General features: G+C 41.1%; 18 protein-coding genes, 1 tRNA gene and 1 pseudogene. 15 read left to right on the plus strand and 5 right to left on the minus strand.

Annotated features, from left to right (window positions below; genetic code table 11):
* Positions 1-89: 89 nt before the first annotated feature.
* The 4 genes from ychF to IQ224_RS06345 all read left to right on the plus strand — a co-directional run bounded on the left by ychF (position 90) and on the right by IQ224_RS06345 (position 4,721).
* Positions 90-1,181 carry a redox-regulated ATPase YchF gene (ychF, locus tag IQ224_RS06330; protein WP_036401885.1) on the plus strand — a complete coding sequence of 364 codons (1,092 nt, stop codon included), beginning with the start codon at positions 90-92 and terminating at the stop codon, positions 1,179-1,181.
* A gap of 326 nt (positions 1,182-1,507) precedes the next feature.
* Positions 1,508-3,541 (plus strand): N-6 DNA methylase, encoded by a 2,034-nt coding sequence (locus tag IQ224_RS06335; protein WP_036401878.1) that lies wholly within the window; start codon positions 1,508-1,510, stop codon positions 3,539-3,541.
* A gap of 519 nt (positions 3,542-4,060) precedes the next feature.
* Entirely contained in the window at positions 4,061-4,309 is a 249-nt protein-coding gene (locus IQ224_RS06340; RefSeq protein WP_004157468.1) for a hypothetical protein, read from the plus strand.
* A complete protein-coding gene (locus tag IQ224_RS06345) occupies positions 4,302-4,721 on the plus strand; it encodes a putative toxin-antitoxin system toxin component, PIN family (RefSeq protein ID WP_004157470.1) in 420 nt (139 codons plus the stop codon). The genes IQ224_RS06340 and IQ224_RS06345 overlap by 8 nt, the downstream gene beginning before the upstream one ends.
* Positions 4,722-4,881: 160 nt before the next feature.
* Here the strand turns inward: IQ224_RS06345 and IQ224_RS06350 are convergent, their stop codons facing one another.
* Positions 4,882-6,423 carry an NAD(P)H-quinone oxidoreductase subunit N gene (locus tag IQ224_RS06350; protein WP_194032717.1) on the minus strand — a complete coding sequence of 514 codons (1,542 nt, stop codon included), beginning with the start codon at positions 6,421-6,423 and terminating at the stop codon, positions 4,882-4,884.
* 507 nt (positions 6,424-6,930) lie between these two features.
* Between IQ224_RS06350 and pipX the strand changes: the two genes are divergently transcribed.
* From pipX to IQ224_RS06375, 5 genes are all read left to right on the plus strand, one after another.
* Positions 6,931-7,203, plus strand: coding sequence for a transcriptional coactivator PipX (gene pipX, locus IQ224_RS06355; protein WP_002733869.1), 273 nt, complete (start codon positions 6,931-6,933; stop codon positions 7,201-7,203).
* A 3-nt stretch (positions 7,204-7,206) separates the two neighbouring features.
* On the plus strand, positions 7,207-7,866 hold the full coding sequence (locus tag IQ224_RS06360) for a YggS family pyridoxal phosphate-dependent enzyme (protein WP_004157486.1): 660 nt from the start codon (positions 7,207-7,209) through the stop codon (positions 7,864-7,866).
* A gap of 319 nt (positions 7,867-8,185) precedes the next feature.
* Complete coding sequence (locus IQ224_RS06365; RefSeq protein WP_002732272.1) at positions 8,186-8,758, plus strand: cell division protein SepF; 573 nt, start codon at positions 8,186-8,188, stop codon at positions 8,756-8,758.
* Between the two features lie 125 nt (positions 8,759-8,883).
* Positions 8,884-9,696, plus strand: a complete 813-nt coding sequence (proC, locus tag IQ224_RS06370) for a pyrroline-5-carboxylate reductase (RefSeq protein WP_002733973.1) — start codon at positions 8,884-8,886, stop codon at positions 9,694-9,696.
* A 77-nt stretch (positions 9,697-9,773) separates the two neighbouring features.
* Entirely contained in the window at positions 9,774-11,294 is a 1,521-nt protein-coding gene (locus tag IQ224_RS06375) for a glycosyltransferase family 39 protein (protein WP_194032718.1), read from the plus strand.
* Between the two features lie 19 nt (positions 11,295-11,313).
* Here the strand turns inward: IQ224_RS06375 and IQ224_RS06380 are convergent, their stop codons facing one another.
* Positions 11,314-11,850 (minus strand): metal-binding protein, encoded by a 537-nt coding sequence (locus IQ224_RS06380; RefSeq protein WP_002793573.1) that lies wholly within the window; start codon positions 11,848-11,850, stop codon positions 11,314-11,316.
* An 81-nt stretch (positions 11,851-11,931) separates the two neighbouring features.
* Here IQ224_RS06380 and IQ224_RS06385 point away from each other — a divergent pair.
* The 3 genes from IQ224_RS06385 (at position 11,932) to IQ224_RS06395 (ending at position 14,635) form a co-directional block, all read left to right on the plus strand.
* Positions 11,932-12,003 (plus strand) — tRNA-Val (locus IQ224_RS06385).
* A gap of 262 nt (positions 12,004-12,265) precedes the next feature.
* Positions 12,266-12,613 (plus strand): YkgJ family cysteine cluster protein, encoded by a 348-nt coding sequence (locus IQ224_RS06390; RefSeq protein ID WP_002752908.1) that lies wholly within the window; start codon positions 12,266-12,268, stop codon positions 12,611-12,613.
* A gap of 597 nt (positions 12,614-13,210) precedes the next feature.
* A complete protein-coding gene (locus IQ224_RS06395; RefSeq protein WP_036401882.1) occupies positions 13,211-14,635 on the plus strand; it encodes an AAA-like domain-containing protein in 1,425 nt (474 codons plus the stop codon).
* Positions 14,636-14,755: 120 nt separating this feature from the next.
* Here IQ224_RS06395 and IQ224_RS23860 read toward each other — a convergent pair whose 3' ends face one another.
* Positions 14,756-15,019, minus strand: coding sequence for a hypothetical protein (locus tag IQ224_RS23860; protein WP_002734998.1), 264 nt, complete (start codon positions 15,017-15,019; stop codon positions 14,756-14,758).
* Positions 15,016-15,246 (minus strand): hypothetical protein, encoded by a 231-nt coding sequence (locus tag IQ224_RS06400; RefSeq protein WP_004157508.1) that lies wholly within the window; start codon positions 15,244-15,246, stop codon positions 15,016-15,018. The genes IQ224_RS23860 and IQ224_RS06400 overlap by 4 nt, the downstream gene beginning before the upstream one ends.
* A gap of 152 nt (positions 15,247-15,398) precedes the next feature.
* Between IQ224_RS06400 and IQ224_RS24545 the strand changes: the two genes are divergently transcribed.
* The 3 genes and pseudogenes from IQ224_RS24545 to IQ224_RS06410 form a co-directional block, all read left to right on the plus strand.
* Positions 15,399-15,521, plus strand: coding sequence for a hypothetical protein (locus IQ224_RS24545; protein WP_004157510.1), 123 nt, complete (start codon positions 15,399-15,401; stop codon positions 15,519-15,521).
* An 11-nt stretch (positions 15,522-15,532) separates the two neighbouring features.
* On the plus strand, positions 15,533-15,853 hold the full coding sequence (locus tag IQ224_RS06405) for a hemolysin XhlA family protein (protein ID WP_002734355.1): 321 nt from the start codon (positions 15,533-15,535) through the stop codon (positions 15,851-15,853).
* A 319-nt stretch (positions 15,854-16,172) separates the two neighbouring features.
* Positions 16,173-16,562 (plus strand): annotated as a pseudogene (locus IQ224_RS06410) (formylglycine-generating enzyme family protein); the annotation flags it as partial.
* A gap of 5 nt (positions 16,563-16,567) precedes the next feature.
* On the opposite strand, the gene IQ224_RS06415 reads toward IQ224_RS06410, so the two are convergent.
* The coding region (locus IQ224_RS06415) for an IS630 family transposase (RefSeq protein WP_194032719.1) at positions 16,568-17,127 on the minus strand (560 nt) is incomplete at its 5' end.

A 17,127-nucleotide genomic window follows, 5' to 3' on the forward strand; every position in this document is an offset into this window, starting at 1 on the left:
CGACAGTCTTTTTCATCAACCGGATTCACAAAAACGAGAGGCAGCCTGATATAGTGAGAGGTCGGGATGATGTTTATCAAGCAATTTTTATGTTGAAAGCTGGAATCGTGGGACTGCCAAATGTGGGAAAATCGACCCTATTTAACGCTCTGGTGGCTAATGCCAAGGCCGAGGCCGCTAATTTCCCTTTTTGTACCATTGAACCGAATGTGGGTGTGGTATCCGTCCCCGATGAACGTCTGGAGGTTTTGGCTAAAATCTCTAATTCTGAGAAAATCGTGCCGACGCGGATTGAATTTGTCGATATCGCCGGATTAGTCAAGGGTGCGAGTCGAGGGGAAGGATTGGGTAATCAATTTTTGGCTAATATCCGGGAAGTGGACGCGATCGTTCATGTGGTGCGCTGTTTTGATAATGATGATATTATTCATGTTTCCGGTTCCGTGGATCCGGCCCGGGATATCGAGGTGATTAATCTAGAGTTAGCTCTGGCGGATTTGGGACAGGTGGAGAAGCGGGTGGAACGTTTACGGAAACAGGCGAAAAATAGCAAGGAAGCCGCCGAAGAATTGGTTATCCTTGAAAAAATCCTAATTTGTCTTAATGACGGTATTTCGGCGCGAAAAGTGGATTTAAGCAAAGAGGAAGAAGAATTAATTAAAAATCTCGGTTTATTGAGTCGTAAACCGGTTATTTATGCCGCTAATGTGAGCGAAGATGATCTGGCCACGGGTAATGATTGGGTAGAAAGTGTCCGTCAAATTGCCCAAGAGGAACAGGCCAAAGTTGTGATCGTTTCTGCTCAAGTGGAATCGGAATTGGTGGAATTGTCGGAGGAAGAAAGAAAAGATTTTCTTGGTTCTTTAGGAGTAGAAGAAGGGGGATTAAAATCTTTAATTCAAGCTACCTACGAGTTATTAGGACTGCGTACCTATCTCACCACCGGTCCCCAAGAAACCCGCGCATGGACGATTATTTCTGGGATGAAAGCACCCCAGGCAGCCGGAGTTATTCACTCGGATTTTGAACGGGGTTTTATTCGTGCAGAAACCGTGTCTTATCAGGATTTAGTTAATAGTGGCACGATGAGCGCAGCCAAAGAAAAAGGTTTAGTCAGAAGTGAAGGCAAGGAATACATTGTTCAAGAGGGTGATGTTTTACTATTCCGTTTTAATGTATAGCTAAAATAAGTCAGGTGAGTGTCACCCACCTGATCAAAAGGCTGAATAATTGGCGTTATCAAATTGAAAGATGCTCCGAATTTCTGTCATCAACAATCTCTCAGCTTTTTTCACTCACTTTGGTTAACATTAAACTTAATTTTTTATCTCTTGACATACTCTAATTTAGATTCTATAATTAGGTATAGGGGCAAGTTCTTGTTTAATCAAGATGGCGATGATCTCTGTCCACTAAAAGACTGGTTTGCTAGGAATGCAGTCGAGGCTAAAAATATTCTATCTATTCAACAACCCGCAACCAGAAACGTTCAAATCAAGCGCAGTAAATGAAAGAGCAAGGATTGTTATTTTCCGAAGATAGCCTGTTACCTGAAAAACTCCCCCAAATTCAGGAATTACGACCTTCTAACAATCTTGCAGCAGTTTTTGAAGAGTGCCATAATTATATTTACGCCAACGAAGGAATGCTCAAAGACAAGATTTTTCACGAGATGGTTAAACTAATCATCATCAAACTTCATGATGAAAAATCTGCCAAGCAATCTGTAAATTTTGGCGTTACAGCAAGTGAATATAAAGCCATCGTAGCGAATAAGTCCGATGAATTTATGTTGCGTCTCAGTCAATTATTTACCTCCATCAAAAATCATTATCGGGGATTTTTCACCGATGAAACATTCAAGTTAAAACCTTTGACTCTTGCTTATATTGTAGGCAGGTTACAGTACATTAATTTAACTAAAACATCTGGCGATATAAAAGGGGAAGCCTTTCAGACTTTTGTAAATAGACACCAGCGTGGAGATAGGGGAGAATTTTTTACCCCTCACCCAATTGTCCGCCTTGCGGTTGAAATGATAGACCCCAAACCAAACGAAAAAATTATAGATCCTGCTTGCGGAAGTGGTGGTTTTTTAATTCAAGCAATAAACCATGTTCGGCAAAATAACCCGGAGTTTAATATAGCAACTTTTGTACAAGAAAGTATTACAGGAATTGAATTTAATCCCGATGTCGCCCTTTCGGGAATGATTCGTTTAGTTTTTGAAGGTGGCACAGGTTCAGAAATTATCTGCACTAATGCGCTTATCGAAGATGAAAAATTAAATAATTCTTTTGATGTTATCTTGACCAATCCTCCTTTCGGAAATAAAGGCAAAGTAGAAGACCAGAAAATTCTTCAATCATATCTTCTTGCCCGTAAATGGCATAAATCAGCGTCCAATAGTTGGGAAGCTTCCCCAACCATTTTAGCGGGTCAGTCGCCCGATATTTTATTTATTGAGAAATCTATAAAATTATTGCGGGCAGGTGGGCGCATGGCAATTGTTCTGCCCGATGGTCTATTACAAAATATCTCTAATGGACCGATTCGCCATTGGTTGCGCTCCCAAACAAAAATATTAGGGGTTGTTTCCATACCGCCGGAAGCATTCGTACCCTACGGTACAGGAATCAAGACATCACTTTTAGTAGTTCAAAAATTACCAGCAAACAATGATTCTTGTTTTATGGCACAAATCAAAAAAATAGGCTATGACGTTAAAGGACAAACAATATATAAGCGCAACCAGTCGGGAGTTATAGCCCGAACAAAATCAGGTTTGCCAATAGTTGACGATGATATAGATGATATTTCTCAATCTTTTAGGTCATTTATCAATGGGGAATTTGCACAAAACAGCGATTGTATTTATACAGTTAAGAACACCCTGCTCAATTCGAGACTGGATGCCGAACATTATTTACCCAATGACCAAAAATTATTAGAACATCTAAAATATATTGGTGCGAAACCTTTAGGTGAAATTACCGATATTTTGAGAGATGCGGCTGATTTTCGTTTAGCTAGGGATAGTGAAATTAGATATATCGCTATTTCCGATGTTGATTATCGTACAATGCAAGTTGTTTCTCAACAAATAATTAAGGCACATGAGGCTCCATCTCGCGCAACTTATAGATTGTACAAAGGTGATATTATTACAGCAATTTCAGGAGCAAGTACAGGAACACCACGCCAAGCAACAGCCCTAATCACGGAAGATGAAGACGGAGCAATTTGCTCAAATGGATTTTCAGTATTAAGAAATATTCGGGGAGTCGAGCCTTTGTTTTTATTAGTATATATGCGAACAGACTTGTTTTTGCGTCAGATTAAAAGGTACATGACAGGTCATGCCATTCCTACTATTTTAGTAGATGATTTGTCTAAAGTTTTAGTGCCTATTCCACCCAAATCTGAACAGCAGAGAATCGCCAAAAGTATTGCTGAAATTCAAGCAATTAGAAAAGAAGCGTTAAAAGCAAGTGAGAATGTGGTTAACGAAATGAGTCTTTTACTTGGCCAATTTGAGTAAGGCAAAAAGCAGGTTAAGCTTAGAACAAGTCTTAAGTAGGTAGGCGTTAAAAATCATCAGACACCCCTCTTATCAAGGGGGGATCAAAGACAAAATCTATCTTCAATTTAATTAAAACCACTTACTTAATACTAAATCCGGTTATTAAAAACTGATTATTTATTCACCCTTTTGTCTGTCCTGATATGTAGCCTATATTCAACGAATTTAGTATGAGTCGCTAGTCGAGGAGAAAAATGTAAAGATTTATTAAATTGTAACTTTTAATACAATCTTGCTTCAAAACCTTGCGTATTCATCGGCCCGCGTCCTGTAGGGGCGAAGCATTCGAGCAATAACCTATCGGTGAAACCGTAGATTTTCTATCCGAATGCTTCGCCCGTACTTTTTCAGCAAGCCCTATTCATTGATTTTTTTGATCCAATGGCAACTTTTACATCAATAGGATCAAATTCAATGAGTATGGTGATTTTGTGCTACAATAGAGGTCTATTAAAAGTAAAAAAACAATCAATTACCATGAATAGCAAGACAGAAATCACTATTCAAGTTCCTTTAGAAATTGCTAGATATTACGCTAAAATTAAACCCAATGACCGAGCGAACATAGAAAACAAATTAACTGAAACTATTCAATTAGAATTAGAAAAATATCGTCAAAAAGCAGCGGCGAGATTATCAACGATTATGGATCAAGCTAGTGATGAAGCAGAAGCTAACGGATTAACTCCAGATATTTTAGCCTCTATTTTAGAACAAGATGAATAAGCCACGATTTGTTTTTGATGCTAATGTGATTGTTAGTGCTTTTTTATTTAAAACCAGTTCACCTCGTTTGGCTTTAGAAACTGCCAAGAATCAGGGCATAATTATCTTATCTGAGACGGTTCTTGATGAACTTAGCAACGTTTTATCTCGTCCTAAATTTGACCGCTATTTAGCTAGGTTAATTCGCCAAGAGCTACTAGAAACATTAGTGGCATCATCTTTATTAGTGAAACCGTCAGAATCTGTCAATGAGTGTCGAGATGCCAAAGATAATAAATATCTAGAGTTAGCAATTAGTGGTCATGCGGAATCTCTTATTACAGGGGATGAAGATTTGTTAGTCTTGAACCCATTTAGAAACATTAAAATCATCACTGTATTAGAATTTTTGGAGACTTATTCCGTCACCTGATGGGGTTTATAGGGAAGTGGGGGGTGGGGAGAAACAATTCATAACTTGAGAGTTAATCACATTATTAAAAACGGATTAGGTGTAGGGCTAATTCCGGAATTAGCCCTACAATAGGCGTTGTTATTCTGATCTGACAACGCCGATAAATCAACAGGGATTCTCAATTTGCCCGGGAAATGTGGGTCGCCAGGGCCGCCGATTGTAGGATGGGGGTAGTGGTGACGGAATCCGTCGCTAGGGTAAAGAGAGGATTGGAAAGGATACCAGCTAGGGAAGTGGCCACTAGGGAGAGGACAATACCCACCTGTAGGGGACGCATCCCGGTAAGAGTCCAATTGATAACGGGGTAATTTTTCACCGCATCGGACATCTCTTGGGGTTCCTTGACCACCATCATTTTGACCACACGGATATAGTAGTAAATCGAGGCCACACTGGTGACTAAACCAACGAGGACGAGGGCATAAAGTCCCGCTTGCCAACCGGCCCAGAATAGATAAATCTTACCAAAGAAGCCCGCTAGAGGCGGAATTCCCCCCAAAGAGAGCAGACAGATGCTTAAACAGAGGGTTAGCAGCGGATCTTTCTGGTAGAGTCCCGAATACTCAGCGATCTGATCGGTTCCAGTTCTGAGAGCAAAGAGAATCACACAGGCAAAAGCCCCTAGGTTCATGAACAGGTAAATTAACAGATAGAAAATCATGCTAGAGTAACCCGCGTCAGTACCGGCGGTTAAACCAATCATGACAAAACCCGCCTGACCGATCGAGGAATAGGCTAACATCCGTTTCATGCTAGTTTGGGCTAAGGCGACCACGTTGCCGAGGATCATGCTCAAAATGGCTAGGGCAATAAAGATAAACCGCCATTGTTCGCTGACGAGACCGAAAACCGTCACTAATAGGCGAATTGCTAGGGCAAAACCGGCCGCTTTGGAACCTACCGAGAGGAAGGCCACCACGGGAGTGGGTGAACCTTCGTACACATCAGGGGTCCACTGGTGAAAGGGAACCGCCGAAATTTTGAAAGCGATACCGGCAATCACAAAAACCAATGCGATCGCTAAGGTCAGGGACTGACCACCGTTAACAGCGGTTAATTTTTGGGCAATGGCACTTAAACTGGTTTCACCTCCGGATAAACCGTAGAGAAGGGAAACACCATAGAGGAAAATCGCCGAACTAGAAGCTCCAATTAACAGGTATTTTAAAGCGGCCTCGTTCGATCGAGGATCCCGCTTCATGTAACCGGTCATTAGATAGGAGGAAATACTGAGCATTTCTAGGGAGATGAAGATCATCACCAATTCACTAGCGCCAGATAGGAACATTCCCCCGAGGGTTGCGGTGAGCATAATGGCTAAAAATTCCGCTAGGGAGGTTCCCGCTTGTTCCACATAACGGATAGACATCAGCACTGTGGAGGCGGTAGAAAGAGCAATAATCCCCCTAAAGACGATACTGAGATTATCCCCCTCAAAAGCCCCTAAAAAGGCCACCGGTTTCGGATTGTCCCAAGTAAAGTAGAGAGCAGCCACAGCAGCGAGCAGACCAGCGATCGCAACGTAGGGCAGCCAACTTCTGGCACTCCGTCCCACAATTAAATCGCCGATTAAAATCACCATCAGGGTAATAATCAGGATTCCTTCGGGCCAGATAACGCCGGCGTTTAGCTGACTGGCAACAAGACTAGAAAAATCCATATTGATTGAGGTTAAAGGAATTTGAAGTTAAAAAAGGCTTAATACAAGCTTAGGGCATTTGATCAGCGATTCAGTGATTAGTTATCAGTGATCACTGATCCGGTGTCAGTTTTCAGTTCACCGATAGCCGCTATCGGGTTAAAATTTCTAAAAAACCAGATAAATTTGAGATAATCTTAGCTTTTATGGGCATTATAGTTGTCTCTTGTCTTTTTTATCCTCCTGTCTCAGAGTCTCCTCTGCAAAGGGAAAATCTTTGATTTTTGCAGCAGAGCTAATTTCTGATGGTGACAACTTGTCACCGAAATGTATCCAAGTTAACAGGGAAAAAGTGAAAACTCAGGAAATCATGACATAGACTGGCATCGTTAGTTGTAATTGAAGGATTCTGGTAAAATCAAGCTAGGGAAACACCCGAAAAATCAATTGTTTTTGAGCCATCCGCTTGATTTTATTGTGGAAAAACTTTCTAGTTCGCTCAATCCTTTTCCTTTAGCGATCGCTTGAATGAGTAACGAAACCTATCTCAATCATCCTACTTTCGGTCTATTATACAGAGTGTGTCTATTAGAAGAACATCGGGAATTATTCACCACTCTTTATGCCCAACGTCTTTTTTTTCTGGTGACGGTGGGACCCAAGAAAGTCTCGTTCGATCCGATTAGTCGTTCCGATGCTCGTCTTTTAGTGGAAAACCGGCTGCGGAATTTGCGCCGGGGCAGTAATGTGCAAGAATTTAACAGTCTCAACCAAACTTATCAACAAACCTTTTCAGTCTAGTTCATGACGATCGCTAGTCGTATCGAGTCCATCCGTCTTACCCTACCCTCCTGCACGCGTCTGATTGCCGTCAGTAAACAGGTATCAAGCGATTATATCCGTCAAGCTTACCGAGCAGGGGTGAGAGATTTTGCCGAAAGTAAGCTACAGGAAGCAATCTCGAAGCAGCAAGAACTAAAAGACCTCCCAGATATTTCTTGGCACTTTATTGGGCATCTACAGGCAAATAAAGCGCGCAAAGTCCTAGAATCTTTTGATTTAATCCATTCCCTCGATAGTTTAAAATTAGCCCAAAGACTCGATCGCCTGGCCTCAGAATTAGAGATTAATCCCCAAGTTTTGCTACAGGTGAAAGTTGTCCCCGATCCCGATAAGTTCGGTTGGGACAAGGCCGAACTCATAGCAGATCTTCCCGCTTTAGTCAACTGTCAACAGCTAAAAATTCAGGGTTTGATGACAATTCTGCCCCAGGGATTATCGGCTGGGGAAAAGTTAGCCGCCTTTGAAAAAACCAGCGATTTAGCCCAAATCATCGAGAATAGCTCTAGTTTATGCCTGCCTCATCTATCCATGGGGATGTCTAACGATTATCCTCTGGCCGTCAAGGCCGGAGCCACTTTGATCCGGGTGGGAACTGGCATTTTTGGCGAGCGCATTTACTGAACCATCTGCGTAAATTCACAGAAAAAAACCCCAGAAATTTTAATCATTGGTGATAATATATCTTAAAATTACAGCGTCTAGTCTAGAAACTGGTGGTTAGAAATGAGGAATTGACTTTTTCCCAATCCCTGAAAACTATCCCCTGATAACTAATAACTGAAAAGAGGGAACTAACCGTTGCTTCCAGACGACTAAAATGACGAACCCTTAACAAAATAGTTCCCCTGTACCAAGCGAGAGCAAAGATTGTTAAAGGCCACCAAATAACCCCGACTCTAGACAAGACCACCAAAAAAAATCTTTTGAAGGACATTAGACTGTGAACAACATTTTTACCAAGCTCAAAGATTTTGTCGGTATCTCCGAACAACCGGAAGATGAAGATGAAACCGACTACGAAGAAATGAACTGGGAAAAGTCTTCCCCCCAAGATAGGGATCAAAACGAAGAAGAAGAACCCCTTAATCGTCGTCAACGCGAACCTTTAAATCTCAATACAGCCACATCTATGGGACTCAACAGAAGCAACGTGATCGGTATGCCAGGTATTAACAACAATAATGCAGAAGTGGTCGTGATCGAGCCCCATTCCTTCGAGGAAATGCCCCAAGTTATCCAAACCCTGAGAGAACGCAAATCGGTGGTTTTAAACCTCAACGTCATGGACCCGGAAGAAGCACAAAGAGCCGTGGATTTTGTCGCCGGTGGCACTTATGCAATTGATGGTCATCAAGAACGCATCGGTGAGAGTATTTTCCTGTTTACCCCCAGCTGCGTTAAAGTTAGCACCCTTTCTGGAACTATTCACGATATCGCTGATAACCCGAAAATGGCTCGTCCCGTTTCCTCCGCACCTGCTTGGGCAGCCGAAAGCAGTCGATTAGCTCAATGAATCTTTCCATAGTCCTCTCGTCAGGTTTGTCGAAGCTAGAAATCGATCAATTTATCGAGAGGATGCGTTTTTTCTTGGTAGGATAGCTAAAGCTCTCTTTTTTACTTTTTACTTTAAAAAATACTGTGTCTATTCGTTTAGGAATTATTGGCGGTGGAGTGATGGCCGAGGCCATTCTCAGCCGTTTATTAAAAAAAAATGTTTATAGTCCGGAAACGGTGTTAGTCAGTGAACCCCAGTCCCAACGGCGCAACTTTTGGGTTAATACCTATGGAGTGCAAGTCAGTGAGGATAACCGGGAAGCTGCTAGGGCAACTGAGGTGTTAATCTTAGCGGTAAAACCGCAAACTTTAGAGCAAGTAGTGAATAGTTTGCTAGGAATACCCGAAAAACCCCTAATTATCTCGATTTTAGCGGGAGTTACCCTCAATCGCTTAGAAATGGGCTTTCCCGATCGCCCCGTAATCCGGACGATGCCCAATACCCCGGCTACGGTGGGACAAGGGGTTACAGCGATCGCATCTGGTCGTCATGCGGAACCAGAACATCTGGCCGTAGCTAGAGATATTTTTGCTGCGGTAGGTTCGGTGGTGGAAGTTCCCGAGGCTTTGATGGACGCGGTAACGGGATTATCGGGATCGGGCCCGGCATTTGTGGCCCTAATGGTGGAAGCTTTAAGCGATGGTGGTGTGGCGGCCGGATTACCGCGAGCGATCGCCTCTCAATTGGCCATAGAAACAGTTTTAGGGACGGCAACCCTATTAAAAGAATCGGCCATACATCCGGGGGAATTAAAGGATCGCGTCACTAGCCCTGGGGGAACCACGATTGCTGGGGTGAGACAATTAGAAAAAGGCTCTTTTCGCTCAACTATTATCGAGGCAGTAGTGGCGGCCTATCATAGATCTAAAGATTTAGGGCGTAGTTCCGAAAAGTAATCTTTTTATCTTTTTTAACCCATAACTGATGTCTCGATCTGTGATAAGATAGGCAGCAATTCTTGTCCAGAAAAGTTATGAATAGGAAATCTGATCGTTTTGATTTAATGGCATTAATTGCTATTGCTGTTTTTTTCCTAGGAATCGTTTTCTGGAAAGTCCCGCTTGATTATCCCTATATAGTTAATTTTGATGAAGCGGTGGCTCTGGTACTTGTCTACGTCACCAAACAAGGTTATCGTCTCTACGAACAAGTTTGGTACGATCATTTATCGGGGTTATCTCTTTTACTAAATAGTTGGTTAAGACTGACAGGATTTACTATCAATGCTGCCCGCCTTATGGTGCTTTCTTTGTCCACAATTATGTTAGGAATTTTTTATCTAATTCTGAGAGTTAATTGCGGAATATTGGCCTCTTGTTTATCAGTATTTATTCTCTCAACCTGTCTCGTGTATATTACCCTGTCAACGGTAGTGATGCAGGAGTTACCCTCACTTTTTTTTACAATCCTAAGTATTTTTATCATCTTTAAAGCCGTTCAATCCACGGGTAAGCTTAAGTATGGACTCTATTTACTCAGTGCCATTGCTTTTGTTTTTTCCCTGCAAATTAAACTTTCGGTGATTACTATTATCCCAACTGTAGCTTTAATTATTTTTCTCAATCAACAGAATAGTTTTATTAAAAGAATCATTGATATTATTATTTGGTCAGTCGCTGTTATTTTAGTCTTTGTCTTGGGTTCCCTGACTATTTTTCCTTTTTCCTACGAAAATGTTATTAAATCTCATGTCAGTGTTGCCGCTAGTTTCGCTCAAGACAATCTCACCTTATGGACTCTCTTACAGAGCGCCCTACAGTACGAACCAATTTATCTAATCGTCACAGCGATAGCTATTATAGCGATGGTTTTTACTCGCAACATAATACCACTTTTACCGCCCTTGGTCTGGTTAGGTTCTAATCTGTTCAGATTTGCTACAGTCGCCCCAATTTGGCCTCATTATTATATCCATTTAATTATTCCCGCCGTTTGGATAATTGCCTTGTTTGTCGAACAGTTAAAAATTACTGATAGCCTCGGAGAATTTAGGCAAAATCGAAAAATAACCCAGAAATTAGTTCTCAAAATGCTAATTTTTCTACCCCTGTCTGGTCAATTTCTCTTTAATACCTTAAGAATAATCACCAATCGTGATCCTGGAATTAATGCCTACGTTCAATATAATAAAAAGTATAAACCTCTTTTAGCAGAAGCTGTGTTTGAAAAATTTAAAAACTCCGATAAACTTCTGTTAACCGATAATCCTCACTACATATATAAATATTTCTTGAAAACACCCCCAGAAACCGCTGTCATTACCAGAAAGAGATTTCTCAATCAGAATCTCGATGGGGATTTTATCCTAGAAGTTATTGAAAAAAGACAGCCAGATTTGGTTTTCCTCTATCGATTTGAAAAGGAATTTCTGCAATCACCAAAACTCAAGGATTATCTAGAGAAAAACTATATCCAGTTCCCCGACCAGCAAGAAAAAGGAACTCTCTTTATCAGTCCAAAAACTTGGCAAGAATATCAAAGTAAGGCTAATTAGAAATTGTGGACGGGGATTATTAACGTTTTTTCTTTTTTACCGGTTTTTGAGCCACTTTTCGAGAACTTTTGTAGGCAGATCCGATCCAATCACTACAACTATGACTCATCGCTCCTAATTCTAAACCTAGGAAAATAGCGATCGCTACCCGGGGATACTGTTGCCATAATGCGATCGCTTGCTGCGGCCACAGTCGCCAATCCCAGTCTATACCCCAGAAACTTTGCAGGATCGGAATGATCACGATCGCCGCTAGTAAAAGAAAACTACCAAGATAAAATAACCGAAAAATTGTGCCGATCAATAAACCGTGGGATAACCAACCGCGATGACGGATCATAGAACGATAGGGTAGCCACAACCAGCGCAGATAACCCCAACGTTTGTATTGTACCGAGTGGATGTCAAGATCTGGCCCAAACAGGAATCCGCTAAACAAATAACTGGCCAAGAGTAACAGGGTTAATTTACCACTGCCACTGACCAAAAAACTCGCCCCCGCAATCGGTAGCAGCAAAATTAGGGTAATGCGATCGTGAGTTCGACCAGAGGGCATCGGAAAAAAATTAACTCGCTCAAAAAAATAATATACTTTTTTGAAAATATATGTTATTCTGAGAAAGTACGAAATTAATTCGGGCGTTTAGCTCAGTGGTAGAGCGCCTGCCTTACAAGCAGGATGCCGTAAGTTCGACCCTTACAACGCCCATTTTATTAGATTCTTGTCTCGTCAAGCTCTCACTCCTGATCGCAGGTTGAGATTAAAACTATTGAGGGTAATTGCTGCTGGAACGGGAAATAGGGACTATTTGCTAGTAAGCTAGTTAGTAGGTCAGTAACTGGTTTTAATTAAATAGAAGATAGATTTTGTCTTCGATCCCCCCTTAATCCCCCCTTGATAAGGGGGGTATCTGGCAGTTTTTAACACCTACCTACTTACTAGGATTAACTCATCGCGGCACACTGGTTATATGGCCAATTGGAAATGTATTAAAAATTGTGGAGCTTGTTGTCAACTAAATCCCGATGAGCGTCCTGACTTAGAAGAATATCTGACTCCCGCACAATTAACTCAATATCTCAGCATGGTGGGGGAAGGGGGTTGGTGTATAAACTTTGATCGCCAAACCCGTCTCTGTACCATTTATGACCAGAGACCAGAATTTTGTCGTGTTCAACCCGATATTTTTGCCAAAATGTATCAAATTGCACCGGGAGAATTCGATCAATTTGCGATCGATTGCTGTCATCAACACATTGAGGATCTTTATGGGGAAGATAGCCTAGAAATGAATAGCTATCGTCAGCAAGTAGGCTAAGATTTACCCCTATCCCAGAAATAACTCAGACGGAGAAGAAAATAAGTGGTCTGGTTAGGCTCTTCTAGGTTCTGTGTGATCAGCTTAACTTACCATAGAAGCGATCGATCTTTGTGTCCTTTGTGCCTCTGTGGTTCGTTCCACCCCCTCGCTAGGAGGAATGTATCTTAGAATACATTTTACCCACCAAATCCAAGAGAGTCCTGGTTATTGTCCCGATCCTCTCCATAGCTAAACCAGTGAGCCACTTTCCGCACTTCTTAACATTCACTTAATAGTTTTTACTAAAATATTGCTTACAACCCTTTGCCAGTAAGGATTATAGCTACAATCATCGATTTTTGTCAATGTAAAGGATTGTAAACTTTTTTATCAGAAAAAATCAATTATTGAAAATGTTCTTAATAGTAGTTTCTACAATGAAGGTTTTTCGTTAAAACATCTTGGGGAATGTAAAAATATATACAAGTATATGAAGATGTGCGGAATGTCGGCAAAAATTACGGAATCGATTGTTTCCCTGTTGAGGAGAAGTCTATAGGAAACTCAAAACCTCTAGGGGTGCAGAGTTTGAGTTCAGGACAGGGAAAAACTATCATGGAAAAACCGGAAAAACAGCGCCGCAGACGCGGGATTATCCTCACCCCCACGGGACTAGAAAAATTACTTACTGCTAAACAAGAAGCGGAATATCGGGATAATTGTGGTCATCGTTTCACCCTAGAAGTCCTCAGCGAGAAAATTCTTTTAGGGGTAGATACTTTGATGAAGGTATTTGCTTGTGAATCGGGAGTGGATAAACAAACCCTGAAACATTGTTTTCAAGCTTTTAATTTAACTTTAGAAAATAGCGATTATTATCGTCCTAACTTACCAGAAACTGATACTATTAATCCTCAACTATTGCCTGAGTTACCAGAGGGACAAGTCCCCCTCAATTCCCCCTTTTATATTAACAGAAACAATCTGGAACAGACTTGTTATCAAGAGATCTTGCGCGGGGGTAGTCTGATCCGGATTAATGCGGCCAGAAAAATGGGAAAAACTTCCCTGATAACCAGAATTATTAATTATGCTCAACAACAGCAATACCATACACTTTATTTCAGTTTTCGGTTAGCAGAAAGATCAATTTTTCAAGATTTAAATCACTGTCTGCGTTGGCTTTGTGTTAGTATTAGTCGTCAGTTAGATTTAGACAATCATCTCCCACAGGATTGGGATGAATTCTTGGGGGGTAAAATTAACTGTAAAATCTATCTAGAAAAGCATATTCTCTCCCATCTCGATCACCCTTTAGTGCTTGCCTTTGATGATCTTGAATATCTTTTACCCTATCCACAGCTAGGGGAAGAATTTTTTAGTATTCTGCACCTCTGGCACGAGGAAGGCAAAAACAAACCTCTCTGGCAAAAATTACGTTTAATTGTGGCCTATTCCCCTGCACAGGAGCTTGATAAAACCTCAGATACCTATCAATCTCCTTTTAGTCTTGGTTTACCGATCGAATTGCCTAATTTTACCAGCGCACAAGTACGAGAATTAAGTCAAAGACAGGGATTAGATCAGAATTTTAACTCCGAAAAATTACGGATATTTCTAGGGGGTAATCCCTATTTAATTCGTCTTGCTTGCTATCATATTGTTCGGGGCAATTGTACCCTAGAAACCATTTTGGCTACTTCTATCGACGAGGAAAATAATATTTTTGCAGATCATCTTAAACGTTTACTTTCGCATCTGCAATACTTAAAGGGCAATTTAGCGGCTATCTTTGCTAAGGTGGTGATGGCAGAAAAAGATATAGAAATTGATTTAATTGCCGCTTTTCACCTAGAAAGTCTCGGACTGGTTCACCGACAAGGTAAGTTTTGCCGAGTCAGTTGTCCTCTCTACCGTCAATATTTTGGCGAATATTTCCGGCAACGTTCTGTTTTTTTGCCGCAAAAAACTTCTCTCCTCGCCAAAAAAATTACGCTTGCTCACTTTGATAATTCCAGAAAAAGTCGCTATGCTATTTAGTTTATCGTCCGTTAGGCGCTCGACTAACACAGGCTACGATTGTTAAAGTTATCACCATCAACATCCTCAAGGAAAATCAACAATTTCATTATGGTGGGATAGGCTTGTAGTTCCTGTGTTTTACGAATAAAACTTTTCGTACTCATCATGATCGCCAATCCAAAACCAGGTCACTGTATCCCCTGACAGCACTCCCAAAGCTCGATGACTCTTCGTTACACGCACTGACCAAATATCTTCGTCGCTGTCAATACACTTAAAATGTAACGATGGATGAAACGGATTCTCTACCCATAACCGATATGCTTTCTTGGCTCCGGCTTTGACTGCTGGCTTCAAGTCGCGATACTTCTGCCAAAATGAAGGCAATGTTGCGGAATTCATAGCTGCTCATAATCCATCGGTGCGGACAATCCTGCCGCAATCTCTTCTTTGGCTTTTCGAGCTGCTGCGACTAGATTATTCTTCGTCTGTTTAAAAGACTGATCCCATCGTTTTTCTTCTTCAATTTCTGCAATATAAGCTCGAACGTACTCTACTAAATGCTCTTGAAGCTCATCAGGCAGAGACTCAACCATCTTGATGATCGTGGTAATAGCAGGAGAGGGCATGGTATCTATCAGCGTAGTAGGTTTTCTCTATTCTACAACGTCCACCGCAAATCCAAAATGATATGATCTTTGTGTCCTCTGTGTCTGGAGTGGTTTTTATTAATGAGCCTTGATCAAAACCAAACAATTTATAATTCAAGAGCGAGGTATTTATGGGTAAAGAAGAAGAACTACTTGAACAATGGCGAGAACTGACACCGGAAAAGCAACAAAAAGTTTTACAATTTGTTCAAACACTGAAATCTAAGTCAGAAACGACAGCACCACTTAATTAGGAGTCTAACCCATGAGCGGCCCCACCATCGAAACCGATTTAGGAAAAATCCTAGACCAGATTAATCAGAATCTTAAAGAGACCAATCAGAAGCTAGACGCGCTCCAGAAAGATGTCACAGAGATCAGGATTGTTCAAGTCAGATTCGAGGCCGAAGTCAAGGGAGATCTCAAGGCATTACAGGGAGAATTCAACACCTTACAAGGTGATTTAAAAGAGATTAAAGGCTCCCAGAAGGCCCAAATTTGGGCATTAATCACCATCTTGGCAACAGCAGTTATCGGAACTGTCATCCGCTTTGTCATCACTGTTCCCCCTGTTAGCAACCCCTAACTCCCACTGCCGTGGAACAGGCTTCTAGTTCCTGTTTGATATTCAGGTAGAATTAATCATATAATTGATGCGTTACGGCGGATTGTTAATTTTGGTTTTTTGACTGGATTTGTAACCGACTAATCCACCCTACACTTTACTAATTCTTAAGATTCCCATAGTTCACCTACTTCAAAAATTTAGGAGGCTTGAAAAAATGTTAAAAAGATGGTCGCGCCGTAAAGTTTTAAAACAGTTGGGGTTAGTTACAGCCGGGAGTGTCGCTAGTGTTGTTTCTTCATGTCAGTCTATTACTCAATTTCGTCCTCAACCGATAAATCTAACTCCATTTACAGAGAAACTACCCAAGGGAGTAACACTGGAGATGGTGGGCTTACCAGCAGGTCAATTTCTCATGGGATCTCCTGACAGTGATCCCGATGCTAAAAGTGATGAAAAGCCTCAACACCAAGTTAAAGTAAACAGTTTTGCGATTGGCAAATATCCTGTGACTCAGGCACAATATCAAGCAGTAATGGAAAACAATCCCTCTCGGTTTCAAAACAATCCCCAAAATCCGGTAGAACAGGTTACTTGGAATAATGCTCAAGCTTTTTGTCAGAAATTGAGTCAAATAACAGGGAAAACCTATCGCCTCCCCACAGAAGCGGAATGGGAGTATGCTTGTCGTGCGGGGACTACTACTCGCTATTATTTTGGTGATGATGCTATACTTTAGATGTTCATAATCTGAGATTTATTAAACTTCTGAAATCGTAGAGTCAGCAAGGAATCCAGTTCTTTTTTATGTTTCAGATGGGCATCATTCAGACATTCATAAATAGCTGAAGAAAAGTCAGAAAAGTTTTCATAATATTTACCATGTAAACATTTCTTTTTGACAAATTTCCACAGCCTTTCAATTAAATTTAGATTAGGCGAATAAGACGGCAGATAGAGTAGCTCTATTGACAAAGAAAGAGCCAATTCTTCAACAATTTTACATTTCTGATAGCGGGCATTATCTAAGACTAGAGTGATGGGAATCGTTAGTCCTAAAGCAGCTATTTTTTCAAGAAGTTCACAGACTTGAGTTGCCGTAATATAAGTGTCATTAGTAACTAGAATCACTTCATGAGTTATTGCATTTAATGCTCCTAAAACATTGAAGCGTTTACGCCCGCTCGGTGACTTAACAAAAAGTCTCTCAAAACACCAAACAAAACCGAGAAATGCTCCCATGACGAAGTGAGCGGCATCAACAAAAAAAACAGCCCTTTTTCCTTCTTTAGCCT

It is taken from the genome of Microcystis sp. LEGE 00066, assembly GCF_015207925.1.
Lineage (GTDB): Bacteria > Cyanobacteriota > Cyanobacteriia > Cyanobacteriales > Microcystaceae > Microcystis > Microcystis ichthyoblabe_A.